13 protein-coding genes and 1 tRNA gene are annotated in these 15,593 nt (G+C 58.4%); 9 read left to right on the forward strand and 5 right to left on the reverse strand.

Translation table 11 applies throughout. From position 1 onward, the window contains the following. Window positions 1-31: 31 nt before the first annotated feature. Window positions 32-1,590, reverse strand: a protein-coding gene (locus tag HMPREF9710_RS09010; protein ID WP_229409704.1) for an IS3 family transposase whose coding sequence is annotated in 2 segments (ribosomal slippage) — window positions 32-1,128 and window positions 1,128-1,590 — 1,560 coding nt in all. Because the reading frame shifts where the segments join, the coding sequence is not laid out codon by codon here. A 60-nt stretch (window positions 1,591-1,650) separates the two neighbouring features. On the opposite strand from HMPREF9710_RS09010, the gene HMPREF9710_RS27050 reads away from it, so the two are divergent. Genes HMPREF9710_RS27050 through HMPREF9710_RS27800 form a run of 3 tightly spaced genes read left to right on the forward strand, consistent with a single transcriptional unit; the run spans window position 1,651 to window position 5,025 of the window. Continuing rightward, window positions 1,651-2,304: a DUF2345 domain-containing protein gene (locus tag HMPREF9710_RS27050; protein ID WP_267871915.1), complete on the forward strand. Its 654-nt coding sequence runs from the start codon at window positions 1,651-1,653 to the stop codon at window positions 2,302-2,304. Beyond that, window positions 2,297-4,024: an esterase/lipase family protein gene (locus HMPREF9710_RS27795; RefSeq protein WP_005665722.1), complete on the forward strand. Its 1,728-nt coding sequence runs from the start codon at window positions 2,297-2,299 to the stop codon at window positions 4,022-4,024. Before HMPREF9710_RS27050 ends, HMPREF9710_RS27795 begins: the two co-directional genes overlap by 8 nt. Continuing rightward, window positions 4,021-5,025, forward strand: coding sequence for a T6SS immunity protein Tli4 family protein (locus HMPREF9710_RS27800; RefSeq protein WP_157225461.1), 1,005 nt, complete (start codon window positions 4,021-4,023; stop codon window positions 5,023-5,025). The genes HMPREF9710_RS27795 and HMPREF9710_RS27800 overlap by 4 nt, the downstream gene beginning before the upstream one ends. 99 nt (window positions 5,026-5,124) lie before the next feature. Here HMPREF9710_RS27800 and HMPREF9710_RS09020 read toward each other — a convergent pair. Beyond that, a tRNA-Lys gene (locus tag HMPREF9710_RS09020) sits at window positions 5,125-5,200 on the reverse strand. Between the two features lie 144 nt (window positions 5,201-5,344). On the opposite strand from HMPREF9710_RS09020, the gene HMPREF9710_RS09025 reads away from it, so the two are divergent. After that, window positions 5,345-6,670, forward strand: a complete 1,326-nt coding sequence (locus HMPREF9710_RS09025; protein ID WP_005665724.1) for an ISNCY family transposase — start codon at window positions 5,345-5,347, stop codon at window positions 6,668-6,670. A 96-nt stretch (window positions 6,671-6,766) separates the two neighbouring features. Here the strand turns inward: HMPREF9710_RS09025 and tfpB are convergent, their stop codons facing one another. The 3 genes from tfpB to HMPREF9710_RS09040 form a co-directional block, all read right to left on the reverse strand. Then, window positions 6,767-8,563 (reverse strand): type IV pilus assembly ATPase TfpB, encoded by a 1,797-nt coding sequence (gene tfpB, locus HMPREF9710_RS09030; RefSeq protein WP_005665725.1) that lies wholly within the window; start codon window positions 8,561-8,563, stop codon window positions 6,767-6,769. 19 nt (window positions 8,564-8,582) lie between these two features. Next, window positions 8,583-9,365, reverse strand: a complete 783-nt coding sequence (locus HMPREF9710_RS09035) for a spermine/spermidine synthase domain-containing protein (protein WP_005665726.1) — start codon at window positions 9,363-9,365, stop codon at window positions 8,583-8,585. 118 nt (window positions 9,366-9,483) lie between these two features. Then, window positions 9,484-10,026 (reverse strand): glycine zipper 2TM domain-containing protein, encoded by a 543-nt coding sequence (locus HMPREF9710_RS09040; RefSeq protein WP_005665727.1) that lies wholly within the window; start codon window positions 10,024-10,026, stop codon window positions 9,484-9,486. 263 nt (window positions 10,027-10,289) lie between these two features. Between HMPREF9710_RS09040 and HMPREF9710_RS28500 the strand changes: the two genes are divergently transcribed. From HMPREF9710_RS28500 to HMPREF9710_RS09065, 5 genes are all read left to right on the forward strand, one after another. Beyond that, window positions 10,290-10,817 carry a barstar family protein gene (locus HMPREF9710_RS28500; RefSeq protein WP_229446310.1) on the forward strand — a complete coding sequence of 176 codons (528 nt, stop codon included), beginning with the start codon at window positions 10,290-10,292 and terminating at the stop codon, window positions 10,815-10,817. A 74-nt stretch (window positions 10,818-10,891) separates the two neighbouring features. After that, on the forward strand, window positions 10,892-11,533 hold the full coding sequence (gene purN / locus HMPREF9710_RS09050) for a phosphoribosylglycinamide formyltransferase (RefSeq protein ID WP_005665729.1): 642 nt from the start codon (window positions 10,892-10,894) through the stop codon (window positions 11,531-11,533). Window positions 11,534-11,545: 12 nt separating this feature from the next. After that, the gene (locus HMPREF9710_RS09055) at window positions 11,546-12,871 is read left to right on the forward strand and encodes an RsmB/NOP family class I SAM-dependent RNA methyltransferase (RefSeq protein WP_005665730.1); all 1,326 of its coding nucleotides are present in this window, start codon (window positions 11,546-11,548) and stop codon (window positions 12,869-12,871) included. 9 nt (window positions 12,872-12,880) lie between these two features. Then, a complete protein-coding gene (locus tag HMPREF9710_RS09060) occupies window positions 12,881-14,236 on the forward strand; it encodes a mechanosensitive ion channel family protein (protein WP_005665731.1) in 1,356 nt (451 codons plus the stop codon). Between the two features lie 93 nt (window positions 14,237-14,329). After that, window positions 14,330-15,541: a DesA family fatty acid desaturase gene (locus HMPREF9710_RS09065; RefSeq protein ID WP_005665732.1), complete on the forward strand. Its 1,212-nt coding sequence runs from the start codon at window positions 14,330-14,332 to the stop codon at window positions 15,539-15,541. The last annotated feature ends 52 nt before the right edge of the window (window positions 15,542-15,593 follow it).

Consider the following 15,593-nt stretch of genomic DNA (forward strand, 5'->3'; position numbering starts at 1 on the left):
CGGTAGTTGTCAACAAAGATGTCGCGTCAAGTCATGCGGCTTTTCTTAATTGCTCTGGCGGTTTCCGTTCCGGATTCAGCCAGACTTCATCGTTCAATTCCCAGTCCCGAGTAGCCCCACTCCAGCGCTCCGGATGGCGTTGCTTCGCAGCCTCGTAGATCTGCTTGCGGTGGTTCAGGATCGCCGCGTCCCTGCCGTCATGGCGCTGCGCAGGCGTCACGAATTTCAGGCCGCTGTGCTTGTGCTGATGGTTGTACCACTGCACAAATGACAGCGTCCATTGCCGCGCCTTTTCGATACTTTCAAACGGCTTGCTCGGATAGTTCGGCCGGTATTTGCAGGTCCGGAACAGTGACTCGGCGTAGGCATTGTCGTTACTCACACGAGGCCTGCTGAACGACGGCATGATCCCCAGCTTTTCTAACGTCGCCAACATTGTGGAGCCTTTCATCGAACTGCCATTGTCCGAGTGGAGCACCACCTCACGCCCGGCCAGTCCCTCGGCCAAGCTGGCCTTGTGCATCAGCAGCGATGCCATTTCAGCCGACTCGGCGACATTCACTTCGTGCCCGACGATCTTGCGGCTGTAGACGTCAAGTACCATGTACCAGTAAAAATACAAGCCCCGCACTCCGGTCGGCAACCACGTGATGTCCCACGCCCACAAGCGGTTCGGCTCGGTTGCGCAGTGGCTCGTGACGACCCTTGTGCTTGGCTTCTTTGCGCGGCCGCGGTGATGCTGCTGCTTCTCGTCTTTCAAGATCCGGTAGACAGTCGATTCTGATGCCAAATACTCGCCTCGATCAGCCAAGGTCGGCACGATCTGACTAGGCGGACTGCTGGCAAATTCAGGGCTGTTGGCAACCTCCAGAATTCGCTGGCGCTCGTCTTCGCTCAGCTTGTTGGCCGGCGCCACGCGGCGGCTGCCTTTTCGTCCGTCAACCTGGCCGTTATCGCCGTCACCGTCGCGCATCCAGCGCTGATAGGTGCGAAGGCTGATCTCCAAGGCGCTACAGGCCTGTGCACGCCGACACCCGCCGTCGACGGCTTCTTCAACCAGTGCAATCACCTGCTGGCGATCTGGAGTGCCGATCAATCGTCCTCGGGCTCCCCCCAGATCGCCTGGGCTTTTTTTCTGAGAATGATCAGCGCCGCTGCCTCTGCCAGTGCCTTCTCTTTGCGCTGCAAATCCTTCTTCAACTGCTTGATTTCTTTGCGGTCGCTTTTGCTTTGCTCGCGCAGCTCCCGGTTGCGCTCGGCCGGTGCTTCATTGGCCTGCTGACAGGCCTCGCGCCATTCGGCAACCTGCTCGACGAACAAGCCTTTGCCACGACAGTATTGAGCCAGTTCCGCCTCGTTCATGTGTGCCGTTTCCAGCACCACGCCAAACTTGTCGGCCGACGACCACACGACCGCATTCTTTCCATTTCCCGGCACCGGCACTCCCTGAGACTGTAGATTTCGTCGCCAAGTATAAAGTGTCTGTTCCGAGATGCCGCTCTCCTTCGCCAGGGCCGATACCGGCCTGTTCTCCGGTGGCATCATTTGCCGAAGAATGGCTTCCTTGCGTTCTGCTGGGTACTGATTCACTGCGCGTCTTTGCTCCGCCCCCGGATGGATTAAAGTGATTCAAGTGACGCGACATCTATCCTGACAGAGGGGGTAAATGCAGGCCAAAGTGTTCAATTGACTAGCGGGGAGACTATCTCACTGATGAGCGCCGGTAACGCGCAGTTTATCGGCGGAGGCATGGTTCATATCCATTCTCATCAATCCATCGGACTTTTGGCAGGCGCGATCAAGGCTGTCGATGGTGGCCTGGGACTACACCTTATGGCGTCCAAGGACGCAATCGATGTTCAGGCGCAGTCGGATGAAGTAAAGATTCAGTCTCGTGACGAAATCAATGTTGTAAGTGCTAATTCGCACATCGATTGGGCTGCGGCAAAAACTATCAGCTTATCCACATCCGGTGGGGCAAATATTTCCATCGATGGCGGAAATATAACGGTCGTGTGCCCGGGCTCACTTAAAGTTCATGCAGGGAAGAAAAGTCTTTGCGGCAGTGAAAATACGAAGCTTGATTTTCCCGTTATGCCAAGCAGCTTGAGTCAATATGATGAGCGGTTTGAGTTGTTGAATGAGGCAGGTGAACCCGTTCCAAATATGAGATATCGAATTGAAAGAAGTGATGGGGGGTATGTTGAGGGCGTGACTGATCAGCAGGGGCAACTCATTGTTCAGCAAGGTTTTTCGCCAGATAAAATATTGATAAAGTTACTCGGAAGATCTAAAAATGGGTGATATGAAAAATGGTGCCGATAAATCTGAAATGCTCAGATTTTCCGAACTCAGGCCTGAAAAAAACGGGAGATTGCAAGCATCGTGGACGCTAACTGAGTCTAAGCAGTCAGATATAGTGAAGCTGGTTATTCCTCCGACGCACGCTCTTCCGATAATATTTGTTCCAGGGATTATGGGATCCAATCTTTGCAATAACCAGAGTGTTCCAGTCTGGTTACTCAATTCCATTGCCGGTGTGCCGAAGAGTCTCGTAACAACTTGGGCAGGAAAAGATGCAGGGGTTAGGCAAAAGATTTTGCATCCAGATCGGACGCGAGTTTATAGGTTTGGCGCAGTGCCTGATAAAAGTATAAAACTGGGAATTGATAAGAAGGAATATATTGCGCGCGGGTGGGGTGAAGTATCGCAGGCTAGTTACCATGATTTTCTTTTGTGGCTAGAGGAAAAGATGAACTCTCAGAGGAATCCACTAGGCTGGTCGGATTTTACGAACTCTAAAGTCCCTGAATCCTCTGGTCTTAATGGTCGACTAGATGCCAAACTCCCTCCTGGCCTTGTAATGGAGATGTATGGAATTCCAGAATTGGCAGAAAATGGTTTTCCGGTGAGCCCTGTATCGTCTGATGAGCTCTTGAAGAGAGCAAATTTTTCCTATCCTATTTATGCTTTTGGATATAATTGGTTGCGCTCAAATGATGATGCGGCGAAAGCTTTAAAAAAAAGAATCGAAGAAGTAATCTTGGAAAATAATACGAATCACGTTAAATGTAAGCAAGTTATTGTTGTCACGCATTCAATGGGCGGGTTGGTTGCTCGTGCATGTGCAAAATTGCATGGCATGGCCGAAAGTATCGTGGGGGTCGTTCATGGAGTCATGCCAACGGTCGGGGCCGCTGTGGCTTACCGGAGGTGTAAAGTTGGAATGGCGGATGAGAGTTATGTTGCGGGCTTAGTCATCGGATCTACCGGGAAAGAGGTGTCTGCAGTTTTTGCACAAGCACCGGGTGCGCTTCAGTTATTACCCACAGCGGAATATGGAAAGGAATGGGTTGAAATTGAGGACCCTTCGACGGGGAAGTGCCGGATGTTTCCTCAATCTGATCCCTACGAAGAAATTTATTTAGAGAGAACAAAATGGTGGGGATTGATTAAAGAGGAATGGCTGGCACCTGCTGGTGGAATACCAATTAGTTGGGATAAGTATGCCGAAAACATCAAACTCGCGAAGGATTTTCATTGCACTATATCTGGATATTTTCATCCTAATACATTTGTGTTTTATGGGGGCGGAGCGCAGAAAAAGAGCTTCAATAAAATCAGATGGGACGTCAGAAAGGGAGTGTCTATTAGTGGTGTTTATTCTTCGCCATCTATGTTGCCCGATTTGTCTCACGGTGCCATGCGGACCGATGGCTCAAATAATTTGTATGCTGGTGAGGAGAGACTTACGCATGTAGCTTTACGCGGCAATTCCTCAGTCCCTGGCATGCAGGCAATGGATCACTGGAATATCCGGTGTGCACTTTATGACAGCGCGGGAGATGGCACTGTGCCGTCGCGATCTGGTGGATTTCCTAGAGGGAGAGGAGATAAGAGCATACTGCAACAATTTGAACTGCCGGACATTGAGCACGAGCCAGCTTATCGAGACTCGCCCTCCGTGCGACAAGTGGCATATTATTCGGTAACTAAATTAGCGGCATTGGCTAAAGTCACATGAAGAATCTGATCATATCGCTGGTTTGTGCTATTTTGTGTTCCGGTTGTTTCAATAAAAGGGAGGGCGCAATGAATTTTGAAGGCGAATTGGAGGTTGTTAAATATTGCGTTGGCCGAACATTTATTGAGGTTCCTAGGAATTTAAATGCGAGTTCTTCTAATTTGGGAATATTTAGAGAGGAGGGTTTAGGAAGTCAAGCGCCTACGATTGACGTCAATGTGTCCACTTCAGAGGTGTCGATGTCGAGTTATTTGGCGCAGATCAGAAGAAGGGAAGTTGAGTTGCGGGAGATGGAGGGTGCGAATATTAATATACTACGGCAGGTGCGGAAGATATCGGATACTATAACAATTTTTAGGGTGCAATCGATCGATGATGCTTACGTAAGTGAAGCAATTGCATTGGTTGAAGGCGCTTTAGTCAGTGTGAGGCTAGATTCGTTCCGTCATCAATTTGATCACGCAGAACAACGGCTAATCGATATTATACATCGCTTGAAACATCATAATTATTCGACGGTTGAAAGTATGTCCGGATTTTGTCTAGGACGATTGGTCCTTGTGGGAGAGTTTGACGTCGAAATTGGAAGCTACGCATTTTTTAGTAAGAATGGGGTACATCTAAGCGTTAACGTCGATACGTATGCGCCTAATGAGCATGTTAACTTGCTATCAAGGGTGTCGGGTCCCAAATCGTTACTTTCGATATTTAAAGTCGATCATACAGTCTTACGCGCTCGTGAATTCAGCATGGCTGGAGTGAAGGCGCAGGAGTGGCTTTCATGGGCTATTCTTCAGGACGATAGCGACGTTCGAACTCACACGTTTGAGTTACAGACGATCCGACCCATACCAAGTAAGGAAAAACCACTGATTTCAGTCACACTAAGGACGGCTCAAGCGCAAGAAGACGGAATGTACCCAGCGACTTCGACGCCAGATGAAGAGGTGATCAGAATATGGGACAGCATCGTTGAATCGATACAGCCTGTGGAAGCTTAATTTCCGACTACAGATGGCGTGCGGTCAATGTTTCGAGCTGCGCCAAAACAAAAAAGGCGTCACGATCACTCGCAACGCCTTCTTTGCTACAACATATTCTGGTAGGCCGTGCGTGGCTCGAACACGCGACCAACGGATTAAAAGTCCGCTGCTCTACCAACTGAGCTAACGACCCGAAGAAGACGAGATTATAGCGGCACTTAGCCGATTTACCAAGTGCTTCGAATCACTTTTGTTAGCGCAAAGTAGTAATGTCCCCTCTCCGCTAAGTAGAAATGTCCCCTAGGATGCCCTGAAGGGGGACGGGACAGTGCTCAAGATGACAGCCAAAGACGTGTTGCGTAGCCAGGTGATGGCACAGGTAGTTGAGGGTAAGCTGGATCAGGAAAGTGCTGCCAGGAGGCTGGGCATCAGCACGCGCCAGGTGAAACGTCTGAAGCGGCGTATGCTCGACGAGGGCAATGCAGGGCTACTGAGCAAGAGCCGGGGCAAACCGTCGAATCGACGCACGCCACAAGAGAAGCTGTCCAAGGCATTGGACCTGATCAGGGCGCACTATGCGGATTTCGGTCCGACGTTGGCATGCGAGAAGCTCGACGAACTGCATGAGATCCGCCTATCAGTGGAAACGGTGCGCAAGGCGATGATTGCGGCGCAACTGTGGAAACCGCGTCGTGGCGCAACAGCGCGGACACACGCAATGCGCGAGCGCAGGGCGCGGCGCGGAGAGCTGATCCAGATCGATGGATCGCCGCACGACTGGTTCGAGGGCCGCGCGCCCCGCTGCAGCCTGTTGGTGTTTATCGACGATGCCACGAGCGAGCTGATGGCATTGCGTTTCGTCGATGCCGAGACGACGCTTGGATACATGAGTTTGCTGGAGGAGCACATCAGAAATCATGGCCTGCCAGCGGCCCTGTACAGCGATCGTCATAGCATCTTCCGGATCAGCACGGGCGACAAGAGTGGCGTCGGTGAAGGGCAAACGCAGTTTGCACGCGCATTGGAACAACTCGGTATCGAGGGCATCCAGGCTAACAGCCCGCAGGCCAAGGGACGAGTCGAGCGAGCCAATCAGACCTTGCAGGACCGCTTGGTAAAGGAGATGCGGTTACAGGGCATCAGTAGCCAGCAGGCTGCCAATGCCTGGCTACCGCAGTTCATTCGCGCCTTCAACCGGCGCTTTGCCGTCACGGCCGTGCTGCCTGAAGACGCTCATGTGCCGTATGGCGGAACCGAAGCTGCTCTACGCCGAATCCTCTCGGTGCATATACCTCGCCGCCTGTCTAGCAACCTGAGCTGTCAGTTCAATGGCTTGCTGTATCAGATCCAAATTGCCGACCAGGGGCGAGCATTGCGTGGCGCCAGCGTTACTATCGTCACCCATCCGGAAAGTGCGACCGAGGTCGTCTGGCAAGGCCGGGTTTTGCAGCACACATGCAGCAGCAAGCCAATCAAGCAGCATGAGGCGATCGACGGCAAGGACATCAATGGCAAGGTCGAGCAGGCACTCGCCCGACGCCAACCGCCACAGCCTATCGGACACCCCTGGAAAAAACGCATGGAAACGCAACCGGGCACCGTCCCTGTACGTGCTGAGTTCGCCCATACGAAATCGCATCTGGCCCCTGTCACCAACCCGTGATCAAATTGGCAAGAGGGACATTTCTACTTTGCGCAACAGGGGACATTTCTATTTAGCGTTGACAGGGCTGTCCAACATTTTCGACACGAGCGACTTTCACGACAGCGCCGACGTCACCTTCAGCACCTCATCCGCCGTCGTCACTCCCTCGATCACCTTCATCGCCCCGGCAATGCGCAGCGGCTTCATCCCATCCTTCACGCTCTGCTCGCGCAAGGTGCGCATCTCGCCCGATTCGCGAATCAACCGCCCGAACCCCTCGCTCACTGTCAGCAATTCATAAATCCCGGTCCGCCCCCGATACCCGGTCTGCCGGCACTCCGGACACCCCACCGCCCGATACACGGTCGCAGGCTTCGCGATTTTCCACGCCCCGCCAATGCTCTCCCACACCTCATCGCTCAATTCGCCGCCCGGCGCCTTGCATACGGGGCAGAGCGTGCGCACCAGGCGCTGCGCCATCACGCCAATCAGGGTTGCCTCGAGCAGATAATCCGGCACGCCCAGTTCCAGCAGGCGCACCACGGCCGACGGCGCATCATTGGTGTGCAGTGTCGAAAACACCAGGTGCCCCGTCAGCGCCGCCTGGATCGCCATCTCGGCCGTTTCCAGGTCGCGGATCTCGCCCACCATGATGATGTCGGGGTCTTGCCGCATCAGCGAACGCACGCCATCGGCAAACGACAGGTCGATCCCTGGCTGCACCTGCATCTGGTTGAATGCCGGTTCCACCATCTCGATCGGATCCTCGACCGTGCACACATTCACTTCGCTGGTCGCCAGCGCCTTGAGCGTCGTGTACAGCGTCGTGGTCTTGCCCGATCCCGTCGGCCCGGTCACGAGAATGATGCCGTGCGGACGGCGAGTCAGCCCATCCCAGCGCTGCGCATCGTCAGGCGGAAAACCCAGTTCCGGCAGGGTCTTGACCACCACATCCGGATCGAAGATACGCATCACCAGTTTTTCGCCGAACGCGGTCGGCATCGTCGACAGCCGCAATTCGACTTCCTGGCCGCCGGCGGTGCGCGTCTTGATGCGGCCGTCCTGTGGCCGGCGCTTTTCGATCACGTCCATCCGCCCCAGCAGCTTGATGCGCGCGGTCATCGCGATCATCACCGCCGCCGGCACCTGATAGACCTGGTGCAGCACGCCATCGATACGAAAACGCACGGTCGCGAATTCGCGCTTGGGTTCGAGGTGGATATCCGAGGCGCGCTGTTCGAAGGCGTAACCCCACAGCCAGTCGACGATATTGACGATGTGCTGGTCGTTGGCGTCGAACTGCTTGTTCGATTTTCCCAGTTCGACCAGCTGTTCGAAGTTGTTCCGCATCGCGACGTCTTGCCCGCTGCTGCGGTTGGCGTCGCGGATCGACTTGGCCAGCGCGAAGAACTGGGAGATGTACTGGGCAATGTCGAGCGGATTGGCCAGCACCAGCTCGATGCGGCGGCGCGAAACCTTGGCGATCTCGGCTTCCCATTCGGTCAGCGCCGGATCGGCCGTCGCCACCACCAGCGTGGTCGCCGTCATTTCCACCGGCAGGATATTGAAGCGCGCCGCGTAGCTGGCCGACATCACGTCCGCCACCTTAGTGAAATCGATCTTGAGCGGGTCGATGCGAATGAAGGGCAGGCCGACCTTGGCCGCGCACCATTCGGTCAGCACATCCAGCGTCAGCAGCCGGTGCGGCGGCAGGCTGGAGACCAGCTTGCACTGCGCCACCGCCGTCAGCGGATGCATGATGCCCGGCGCATTCTTCAATATCCCCTGGGCCTGGGCGAAATCGGCTTTGACTTTCTCCTTGGTGACGATCCCGTCGGCCAGCAGCCACGAGAAAATCGATTGCAAGTCGAGCTTGCGCAGGCTGGCGGGTTTTTGCGGGATGGCGTTCACGGTGGCCCTGGCTGAATGGTCAATCGGTGGCGAGCAATCCCTTGACCCAGGATTTGGCAGGCAGCTTGGTCTGCGCCACGATCTGCGCGGCGCGCGCGGCGAGCGCTTCCTTGTCGAGCGTGGGGCGGGTCTTGAAGCATAGCGCCACCACATTCCCGTCGTGCACCTCGGGCAGGCAGATCACGTGGCCGAAGGCGAACTTCATCGCTTTCAGGTTCTTGGCGAAGCTCGGGTGGTCGCCGAACAGGTTGACGGTCATGATGCCGTCCTGTGTCAGGCAGGCGGCGCAGGCCTCGTAGAACTCGGGCGTGTCGAGCACCGGGCCGCGCGCGGTGGCGTCGTACAGGTCGCATTGCAGCACGTCATAGGCCTCGTGGTTGGCCGGATCCTCGACGAAGTCGAGCGCATCCATCTCCAGCACGCGCAGGCGCTCGTCCTCGGGTGGCAGCTTGAACATCGAGTTGCAGATCGCGATCACGGACTCGTTGAGTTCGACGGCGGTCACGTGCGCCTGCGGGAATTGGCGATAGCAGAACTTGGTCAGGGCGGCCGTCCCCAGGCCCAGCTGGGCAATGGCTTGCGGCGTCTCGATGAACAGCATCCACGCCATCATCTGCTGCGCGTATTCCAGCTCGGGCCAGTCGGGCTTGCGGATGCGCATGGCGCCTTGCACCCACTCGGTGCCGAAGTGGAGGTAACGGACACCGTCCTGTTCGGACAGCGTGACGGGTGCGAATTTCGGTTTGCGCGCGGGACGGCGCGAGGATTCGACTTGTTCGATGGATTTGCGTTTGATGAGCATAGAGGAGCCTGGTGGAATCGCCCTATTATCGGGGGATGGGTTCCCCCAGCGCAAGCTCGGGTCCGAATGAACAACGCGGCCTCATGGGCCGCGTTGCTCGATTTCTAACGATGCAAGATCAGTACTGGCTGTACGCCTGCTGGCCGGTGTAGCTGTCCAGCGGCTCGACCGAGACGCGCAGGCGCACACGGTTGCCCGGGTCGCGGTTCATCAGCGAGGTGTAGGTCTGGCCGCGGTATTCATAAGTCACGTTGTAGCCGGCGGTGCGCGATTCGATCGCTTCCACGGTGCGGCATTGCTGCACGGCTTGTTCTTGCACGGTGCTGCCTTGCGGGCGGCCATTGTTCTGGACACGGTCACCGACCATGGCGCCGGCGATCGCACCCGCGGCCGAGGCGGCCACCTTGCCGTTGCCGCTGCCGACCTGGCTGCCCAGCAAGGCACCGGCGATGCCGCCGATGATCGTACCGCCGGCGCCGCGTTCCTGCTGCACCGGCACTTGCACGTATTCGGTACGGCATTCCTGGCGCGGGGTACGGACTTGCTCGAGACGCGGCTCGACGCGCACCACGCGGCCGAAGTCTTCGAAGTCGGCGGCCTGGGCCAGCGGCAGGGTGGCGATGCCGAGGGCCGAGATGATCAGTTTGGCTTGCAAGTTCATGAGAGTACCTCGTTGAGTGGTGCGACTTGATTCGTCGATTCGTTACAGACTTCATGGTACGCCTATCGCAAAAAACCATCGAATCCGCGTGGCAACAAAATGTAACAGCGAATAAAGCGTGGAACAACTCGCGCCAGAATGAAACCGGCCCCGAATGCGGCGTTTTCGTGTCACAGATGGACCTACCGATTCTTACAAATAGGCATCTGAAACTCACATTTGGGTTGCTTCCAATACCACAAAACGTTACCCTTACACAAATCATGGACTTATTGGCGTATAGCAACGACAGCGAGGTAAGAAGCAGCAGCGCTACCCAGCGCCGCGAGGGGTGGCGCCATGGCGCGTTATTGACAGGTCGATTTGAGGAAAAAATGAGTTTGTTGATGAGAGTGGCGCCAAATCTTGTTCAAGCCATTCGCGCGTTTCGCGTTGGCGATTTGCAACAGGAGGCCGGGCGACTCGGACATCATTTCCTGTACGCCCACTGCGCCAATACGCTCACCAAGCAGCAGGTCTGCGCCCGCATCGGCGAGAATTTTTATTTCCCCAAGCCGTGCAGCAAGAATTTCGATGCGCTGCGCACCTGCCTGACCGAGACCATCCACGAAGCCGGCCCCCAGCCGGGCTTTATCGTGGTGCTCGAGCAGTTGCCGAGCGCTCAGAAGTTTGACAAGGAAGCGCGCGAAAACCTGCTCGACGTGTTCCGCGACGCGGCCGAATTCTGGGCCGAGAAAAAGGTGCCGTTCCGCGTGTTCTACTCGTTCGCGACGGTCCCGCCGACCGCCTGAGTCCGGGGAAACCCGCCCCGTAAGGGACCCCAAGGGCTGCGGTTGCCAGCCGGCGTTACGGTACAATGCCGGCTATGAAAAACATCGTGATCCTCATTTCCGGCCGCGGAAGCAATATGGAAGCGGTCGTGCGCGCGGCCGAGGCGGAAAGCTGGCCGGCCCGTATCGCAGCGGTGATCAGCAACAAGCCGGACGCCGGCGGCCTGGCTTTTGCCCAGTCGCGCGGCATTCCGACCGCCGTGGTGTCGAACAAGGAGTTCGCCACCCGCGCCGAATTCGACGCCAGACTCCAGGAAGTCATCGACACCTACCAGCCCGACCTGGTCGTGCTGGCCGGTTTCATGCGCATCCTGACCGCGCCATTCGTGGAGCACTATGCGGGCCGGATGTTGAACATCCACCCGTCGCTGCTGCCCCTGTTCCCGGGGCTGCACACGCACCAGCAGGCGCTCGACGCCGGCATGAGCGAACACGGCGCGACCGTGCACTTCGTCACCGCCGAACTCGATCATGGCCCGTCGGTGCTGCAGGCCAGGATTCCAGTCCTGCCAGGCGACACACCCGACCTGCTGGCTGCGCGCCTGCTGGCCGAGGAACACAAGATCTACCCACGCGCCGTACGCCTGTTCATTGAAGACCGCCTGGTCGTCGAAGACGGCGCGGTGCGCATCGTCGAGTCCACGGATCACTCCCAGGCCGACGCCATCAGTATTTAATCAAGGATTTACATGAGATTGCCTCCAGCGATCGTCGCCAAGACCGAAGAAGTCTTGCGCGAGATTCTCCGTTTTACTTCGCCCGCCGACGTCACCCTGTCGCGCTTCTTCAAGGACAACCCGCGCTTCGGCGGGCGCGAGCGCGGCGTCGTCGCCGAAGCCGTGTATGCCGTGCTGCGCAATAAATCGTTTTTCACCGACTTCGCCGGCCATGGCAACACGCCATCGATGCGCAAGCTGGCCCTGCTGGGCCTGGCCGAGACCGTCGGCATCGACAGCATCGGCGGCCTGACCGAAGACGAAACCGACTTCCTTACCCGCATCAAGGAAGTCGATCGCAACCTGCTGCCGGGCCCGATCCGCGCCAACCTGCCGCAGTGGCTGTTCGACAAGCTGGTGGCCCAGTTCGGCGAGCAGGAAGCCCTGGAGCTGGCCGCGGTGCTGAACACCCCGGCGCCGCTGGACCTGCGCGTCAATTCCGTCAAGGCCGAGCGCGACGACGTGATCGCCCAGTTGGCGCAAGCGCCGATCGTGGCCGAGCCGATGCCGTTCGCGCCGCTGGGCCTGCGCGTGCAAAAGAAGCCGGCGTTGCAGAACCTGCCGCTGTTCAAGGAAGGCGCGATCGAAGTGCAGGACGAGGGCAGCCAGGTGCTGGCCCAGATCGTCGGCGCGCGCCGCGGCGAGATGGTGGTCGACTTCTGCGCCGGCGCCGGCGGCAAGACGCTGGCCCTGGGTGCGCTGATGCGCAACACCGGCCGCCTGTACGCGTTCGACGTCTCGGAAAAACGCCTGACCAAGCTGAAACCGCGCATGGCGCGCAGCGGCCTGTCGAACGTGCATCCGGTGGTGATCGCGCACGAGCGCGACGCCAAGGTCAAACGCCTGGCCGGCAAGATCGACCGCGTGCTGGTCGACGCCCCATGCTCGGGCCTGGGCACGCTGCGCCGCAACCCGGACGTCAAGTGGCGCCAGCAGCCGGGCGCCGTCGCCGAGATGCAAGAGAAGCAGGCCTCGATCCTGGACGCGGCTTCGCGACTGGTCAAGAATGGCGGCCGCCTGGTGTACGCCACCTGCAGCCTGCTGAACGAAGAGAACGACGTCATCGTCGAAGGCTTCCTGGCCAACCATGCCGACTTCGAGCTGGTGCCGATGAGCCAGGTGCTGGCCGAGCAAAAGATCCCGCTCGAGATGGACGACTACCTGAAGCTGCTGCCGCACAAGCACCAGACCGACGGCTTCTTCGCTGCGGTCCTGCAGCGCAAGGCGCTGGCGAAGCCGGCCAAGCCGGCCGCGAGCGAAGACAGCGCCGGCGCCGCCGCAGCCGCGGACGGAGAGTAAGGAGTCCCGATGCCGCTGTCCGACCTGCTGAACGTCCTGCTGGACGATGCCCGTCGTCCCGCCATCGCCTGGCAGATCGTGGCCCTCGTCCTGTGCGTGGCGGTGGGCTGGGGCCTGGCGCGGCTGATCCACCGTTCGCTGCTGAAAGACCGGGTCCAGACGGGCGGCCTGATCAGTGTCGGCCTGGGCAGTTTCAGCCGCGTGCTGTGGCCGCTCCTGACCGTCGGGCTGCTGGCGCTGGCCAAGACGGTGCTGGAGCAATACCAGGGCGTGTCGCTGCTGCGCGTGGCGCTGCCGCTGTTCATGTCGCTGGCGGTGATCCGCACCTTCTTCTACCTGTTGCGGCGCGCCTTCGCACGGCGCGGCCAGCTGGGGGCGGCCTTGCAGACCTTCGAGAAGGTGTTCGCCTTCGTGGTCTGGATCGTCGTCGCCATGCACCTGACCGGCATCCTGCCGGACGTGATGAGGGCGCTCGAGAATACCGTCCTGCCGGTCGGCAAGAACAAGATTTCGATCGCCGACCTGCTGCAGGGCGCGATCTCGATCGTCGTGCTCATGATGCTGGCGTTGTGGGCCGGCGCCGCGCTCGAAGAACGCCTGATGGGTTTCGAGCGCATGCACAGCTCGCTCAGGGTGGCGATGGCGCGCGTGGGCCGCGCGGCCCTGATCCTGGTCGCGGTGCTGTTCAGCCTGTCGCTGGCCGGACTCGACCTGACCGTGCTGTCGGTGTTCGGCGGCGCGCTGGGCGTCGGCCTTGGTCTCGGCATGCAGCGCATCGCCAGTAACTACGTGTCCGGCTTCATCATCCTGTTCGAGCGCAGCCTGTCGATCGGCGATCCGATCACGCTGGATAAATATTCCGGCAAGGTAGCGCGCATCAATACGCGCTACACCGTGTTGCGCGGATCCGACGGCACGCAAACGCTGCTGCCGAACGAGATGCTGATCACGGGCGTGGTGCTGAACCAGTCGGGCACCAACCGCAACGTGCGTGCGGTCACCAAGCTGGTCGTGTCCTACGACAGCGACCTGTCCGTGGTGATGCCGCTGCTGGAAGCGCAGCCGCTGGGCGTGGCCCGCGTGCTCGAGACGCCGGCGCCGAACGTGCTGCTCAATGCCTTCGTGGCCGACGGCTACGAGCTCGAAGTCGGCTTCTGGCTGGGCGACCCCGAGAACGGGCAGGGCGGTCCGATTTCCGAAGTGAACCGCAAGATCTACGCACTTGTGCAATCCGGCGCGATCAAACTCGGACATCCGTCGATGGACACGCGCTTGCTCGACGCCCATATCACGAAGGTGATGGGGCGGACTCCCCAGGAAGAAGGCCGGGACAAGACCGGGACTGGCGCAAATTTGGGCAAGTAAAACTGCCGTGCGGCAGTAGAACCACGTAAAATGCCCGGGTTGTAGGTGTGCGGTCACAGTGGTTGCACATTGGATAAGCCCTTTGGAGACTGAATGAATTTCTTTGACGACGCCCTGCACGCCGTGCTGTCGTTCCTGTCCACCGGCCTGCTCGATTTCTCGGCATGGCAAGTCGTGATCTATACGCTGGTGGTCACCCATATCACGATCGCCGCCGTGACGATCTACCTGCATCGTCACCAGGCGCACCGTGCGCTCGACCTGCATCCGATTCCAAGCCACTTCTTCCGCTTCTGGCTGTGGCTGACCACCGGCCAGGTCACCAAGGAATGGGCGTCGATCCACCGCAAGCACCACGCCAAGTGCGACACCGAAGAAGACCCGCACAGCCCGCAGACGCGCGGCATCCGCAAGGTGCTGTTCGAAGGCGCCGAACTGTATCGCGCCGAAAGCAAGGTCAAGGAAACCATGGACAAGTATGGCCATGGCACGCCGGACGACTGGATCGAGCGCCATGTGTACACCGGCCGCAGCACGCTGGGCGTGGCGTCGCTGCTGGTGATCAACGTCGCCCTGTTCGGCGTGCTCGGCCTGACCGTGTGGGCGATCCAGATGATGTGGATTCCGATCACGGCAGCCGGCATCATCAATGGCCTGGGCCACTGGTGGGGTTACCGCAACTACGATTGCAACGATGCGGCGACCAACATCTTCCCGTGGGGCATCCTGATCGGCGGCGAAGAGCTGCACAACAACCACCACACCTATGCCACCTCGGCCAAGCTGTCGAGCAAGTGGTATGAATTCGACCTGGGCTGGGGCTATATCCGCATGCTCGAGATGGTCGGCCTGGCCAAGGTGAAGAAGGTGGCGCCGAAGCCGAAGCTGGCCAAGAACAAGGCGCAAGCCGACTTCGACACCCTGCAGTCGGTGATCGCCAACCGCTACGACGTGATGGCGAAATATGCCAAGTCGGTGCGTCACGCTTTCCACGAAGAATTCGAGCACCTCAAGCACAAGGCGCAGCTGGAATCGCGCTTCCTGAAAAGCTCGCGCAAGCTGATGCAGCGCGAGCCGGCCAAGCTGGAATCGTCGCAAAAGCAGCAACTGGTCGAGCTGTTTCAGCACAGCAAGGCGCTGGAGACCATGCACACTATGCGCGTCGAACTGGGCGCGATCTGGGAACGCTCGCACTCGACCCGCGACCAGCTGTTGCACCAGCTGCAGGATTGGTGCAACCGCGCCGAAGCCTCGGGCATCAAGGCGCTGCAGGAGTTTTCGATGCGCCTGCGCACCTATGCCTGATCGGCGGCGTCGCTAAGAAATGACACAACGGCTTCTTCGGAAGCCGTTGTCG

Source organism: Massilia timonae CCUG 45783 (assembly GCF_000315425.1).
Taxonomy (GTDB): domain Bacteria; phylum Pseudomonadota; class Gammaproteobacteria; order Burkholderiales; family Burkholderiaceae_D; genus Telluria; species Telluria timonae.

Coding starts and splice junctions, on each gene's coding strand:
- HMPREF9710_RS09055 (WP_005665730.1), top strand. CDS start 11,546: ATGAGATTGCCTCCAGCGATCGTCGCCAAGACCGAAGAAGTCTTGCGC.
- HMPREF9710_RS27800 (WP_157225461.1), top strand. CDS start 4,021: ATGAAGAATCTGATCATATCGCTGGTTTGTGCTATTTTGTGTTCCGGT.
- HMPREF9710_RS09065 (WP_005665732.1), top strand. CDS start 14,330: ATGAATTTCTTTGACGACGCCCTGCACGCCGTGCTGTCGTTCCTGTCC.
- purN (WP_005665729.1), top strand. CDS start 10,892: ATGAAAAACATCGTGATCCTCATTTCCGGCCGCGGAAGCAATATGGAA.
- HMPREF9710_RS09035 (WP_005665726.1), bottom strand. CDS start 9,365: ATGCTCATCAAACGCAAATCCATCGAACAAGTCGAATCCTCGCGCCGT.
- HMPREF9710_RS09040 (WP_005665727.1), bottom strand. CDS start 10,026: ATGAACTTGCAAGCCAAACTGATCATCTCGGCCCTCGGCATCGCCACC.
- HMPREF9710_RS28500 (WP_229446310.1), top strand. CDS start 10,290: ATGGACTTATTGGCGTATAGCAACGACAGCGAGGTAAGAAGCAGCAGC.
- HMPREF9710_RS27795 (WP_005665722.1), top strand. CDS start 2,297: ATGGGTGATATGAAAAATGGTGCCGATAAATCTGAAATGCTCAGATTT.
- HMPREF9710_RS09060 (WP_005665731.1), top strand. CDS start 12,881: ATGCCGCTGTCCGACCTGCTGAACGTCCTGCTGGACGATGCCCGTCGT.
- HMPREF9710_RS09025 (WP_005665724.1), top strand. CDS start 5,345: ATGACAGCCAAAGACGTGTTGCGTAGCCAGGTGATGGCACAGGTAGTT.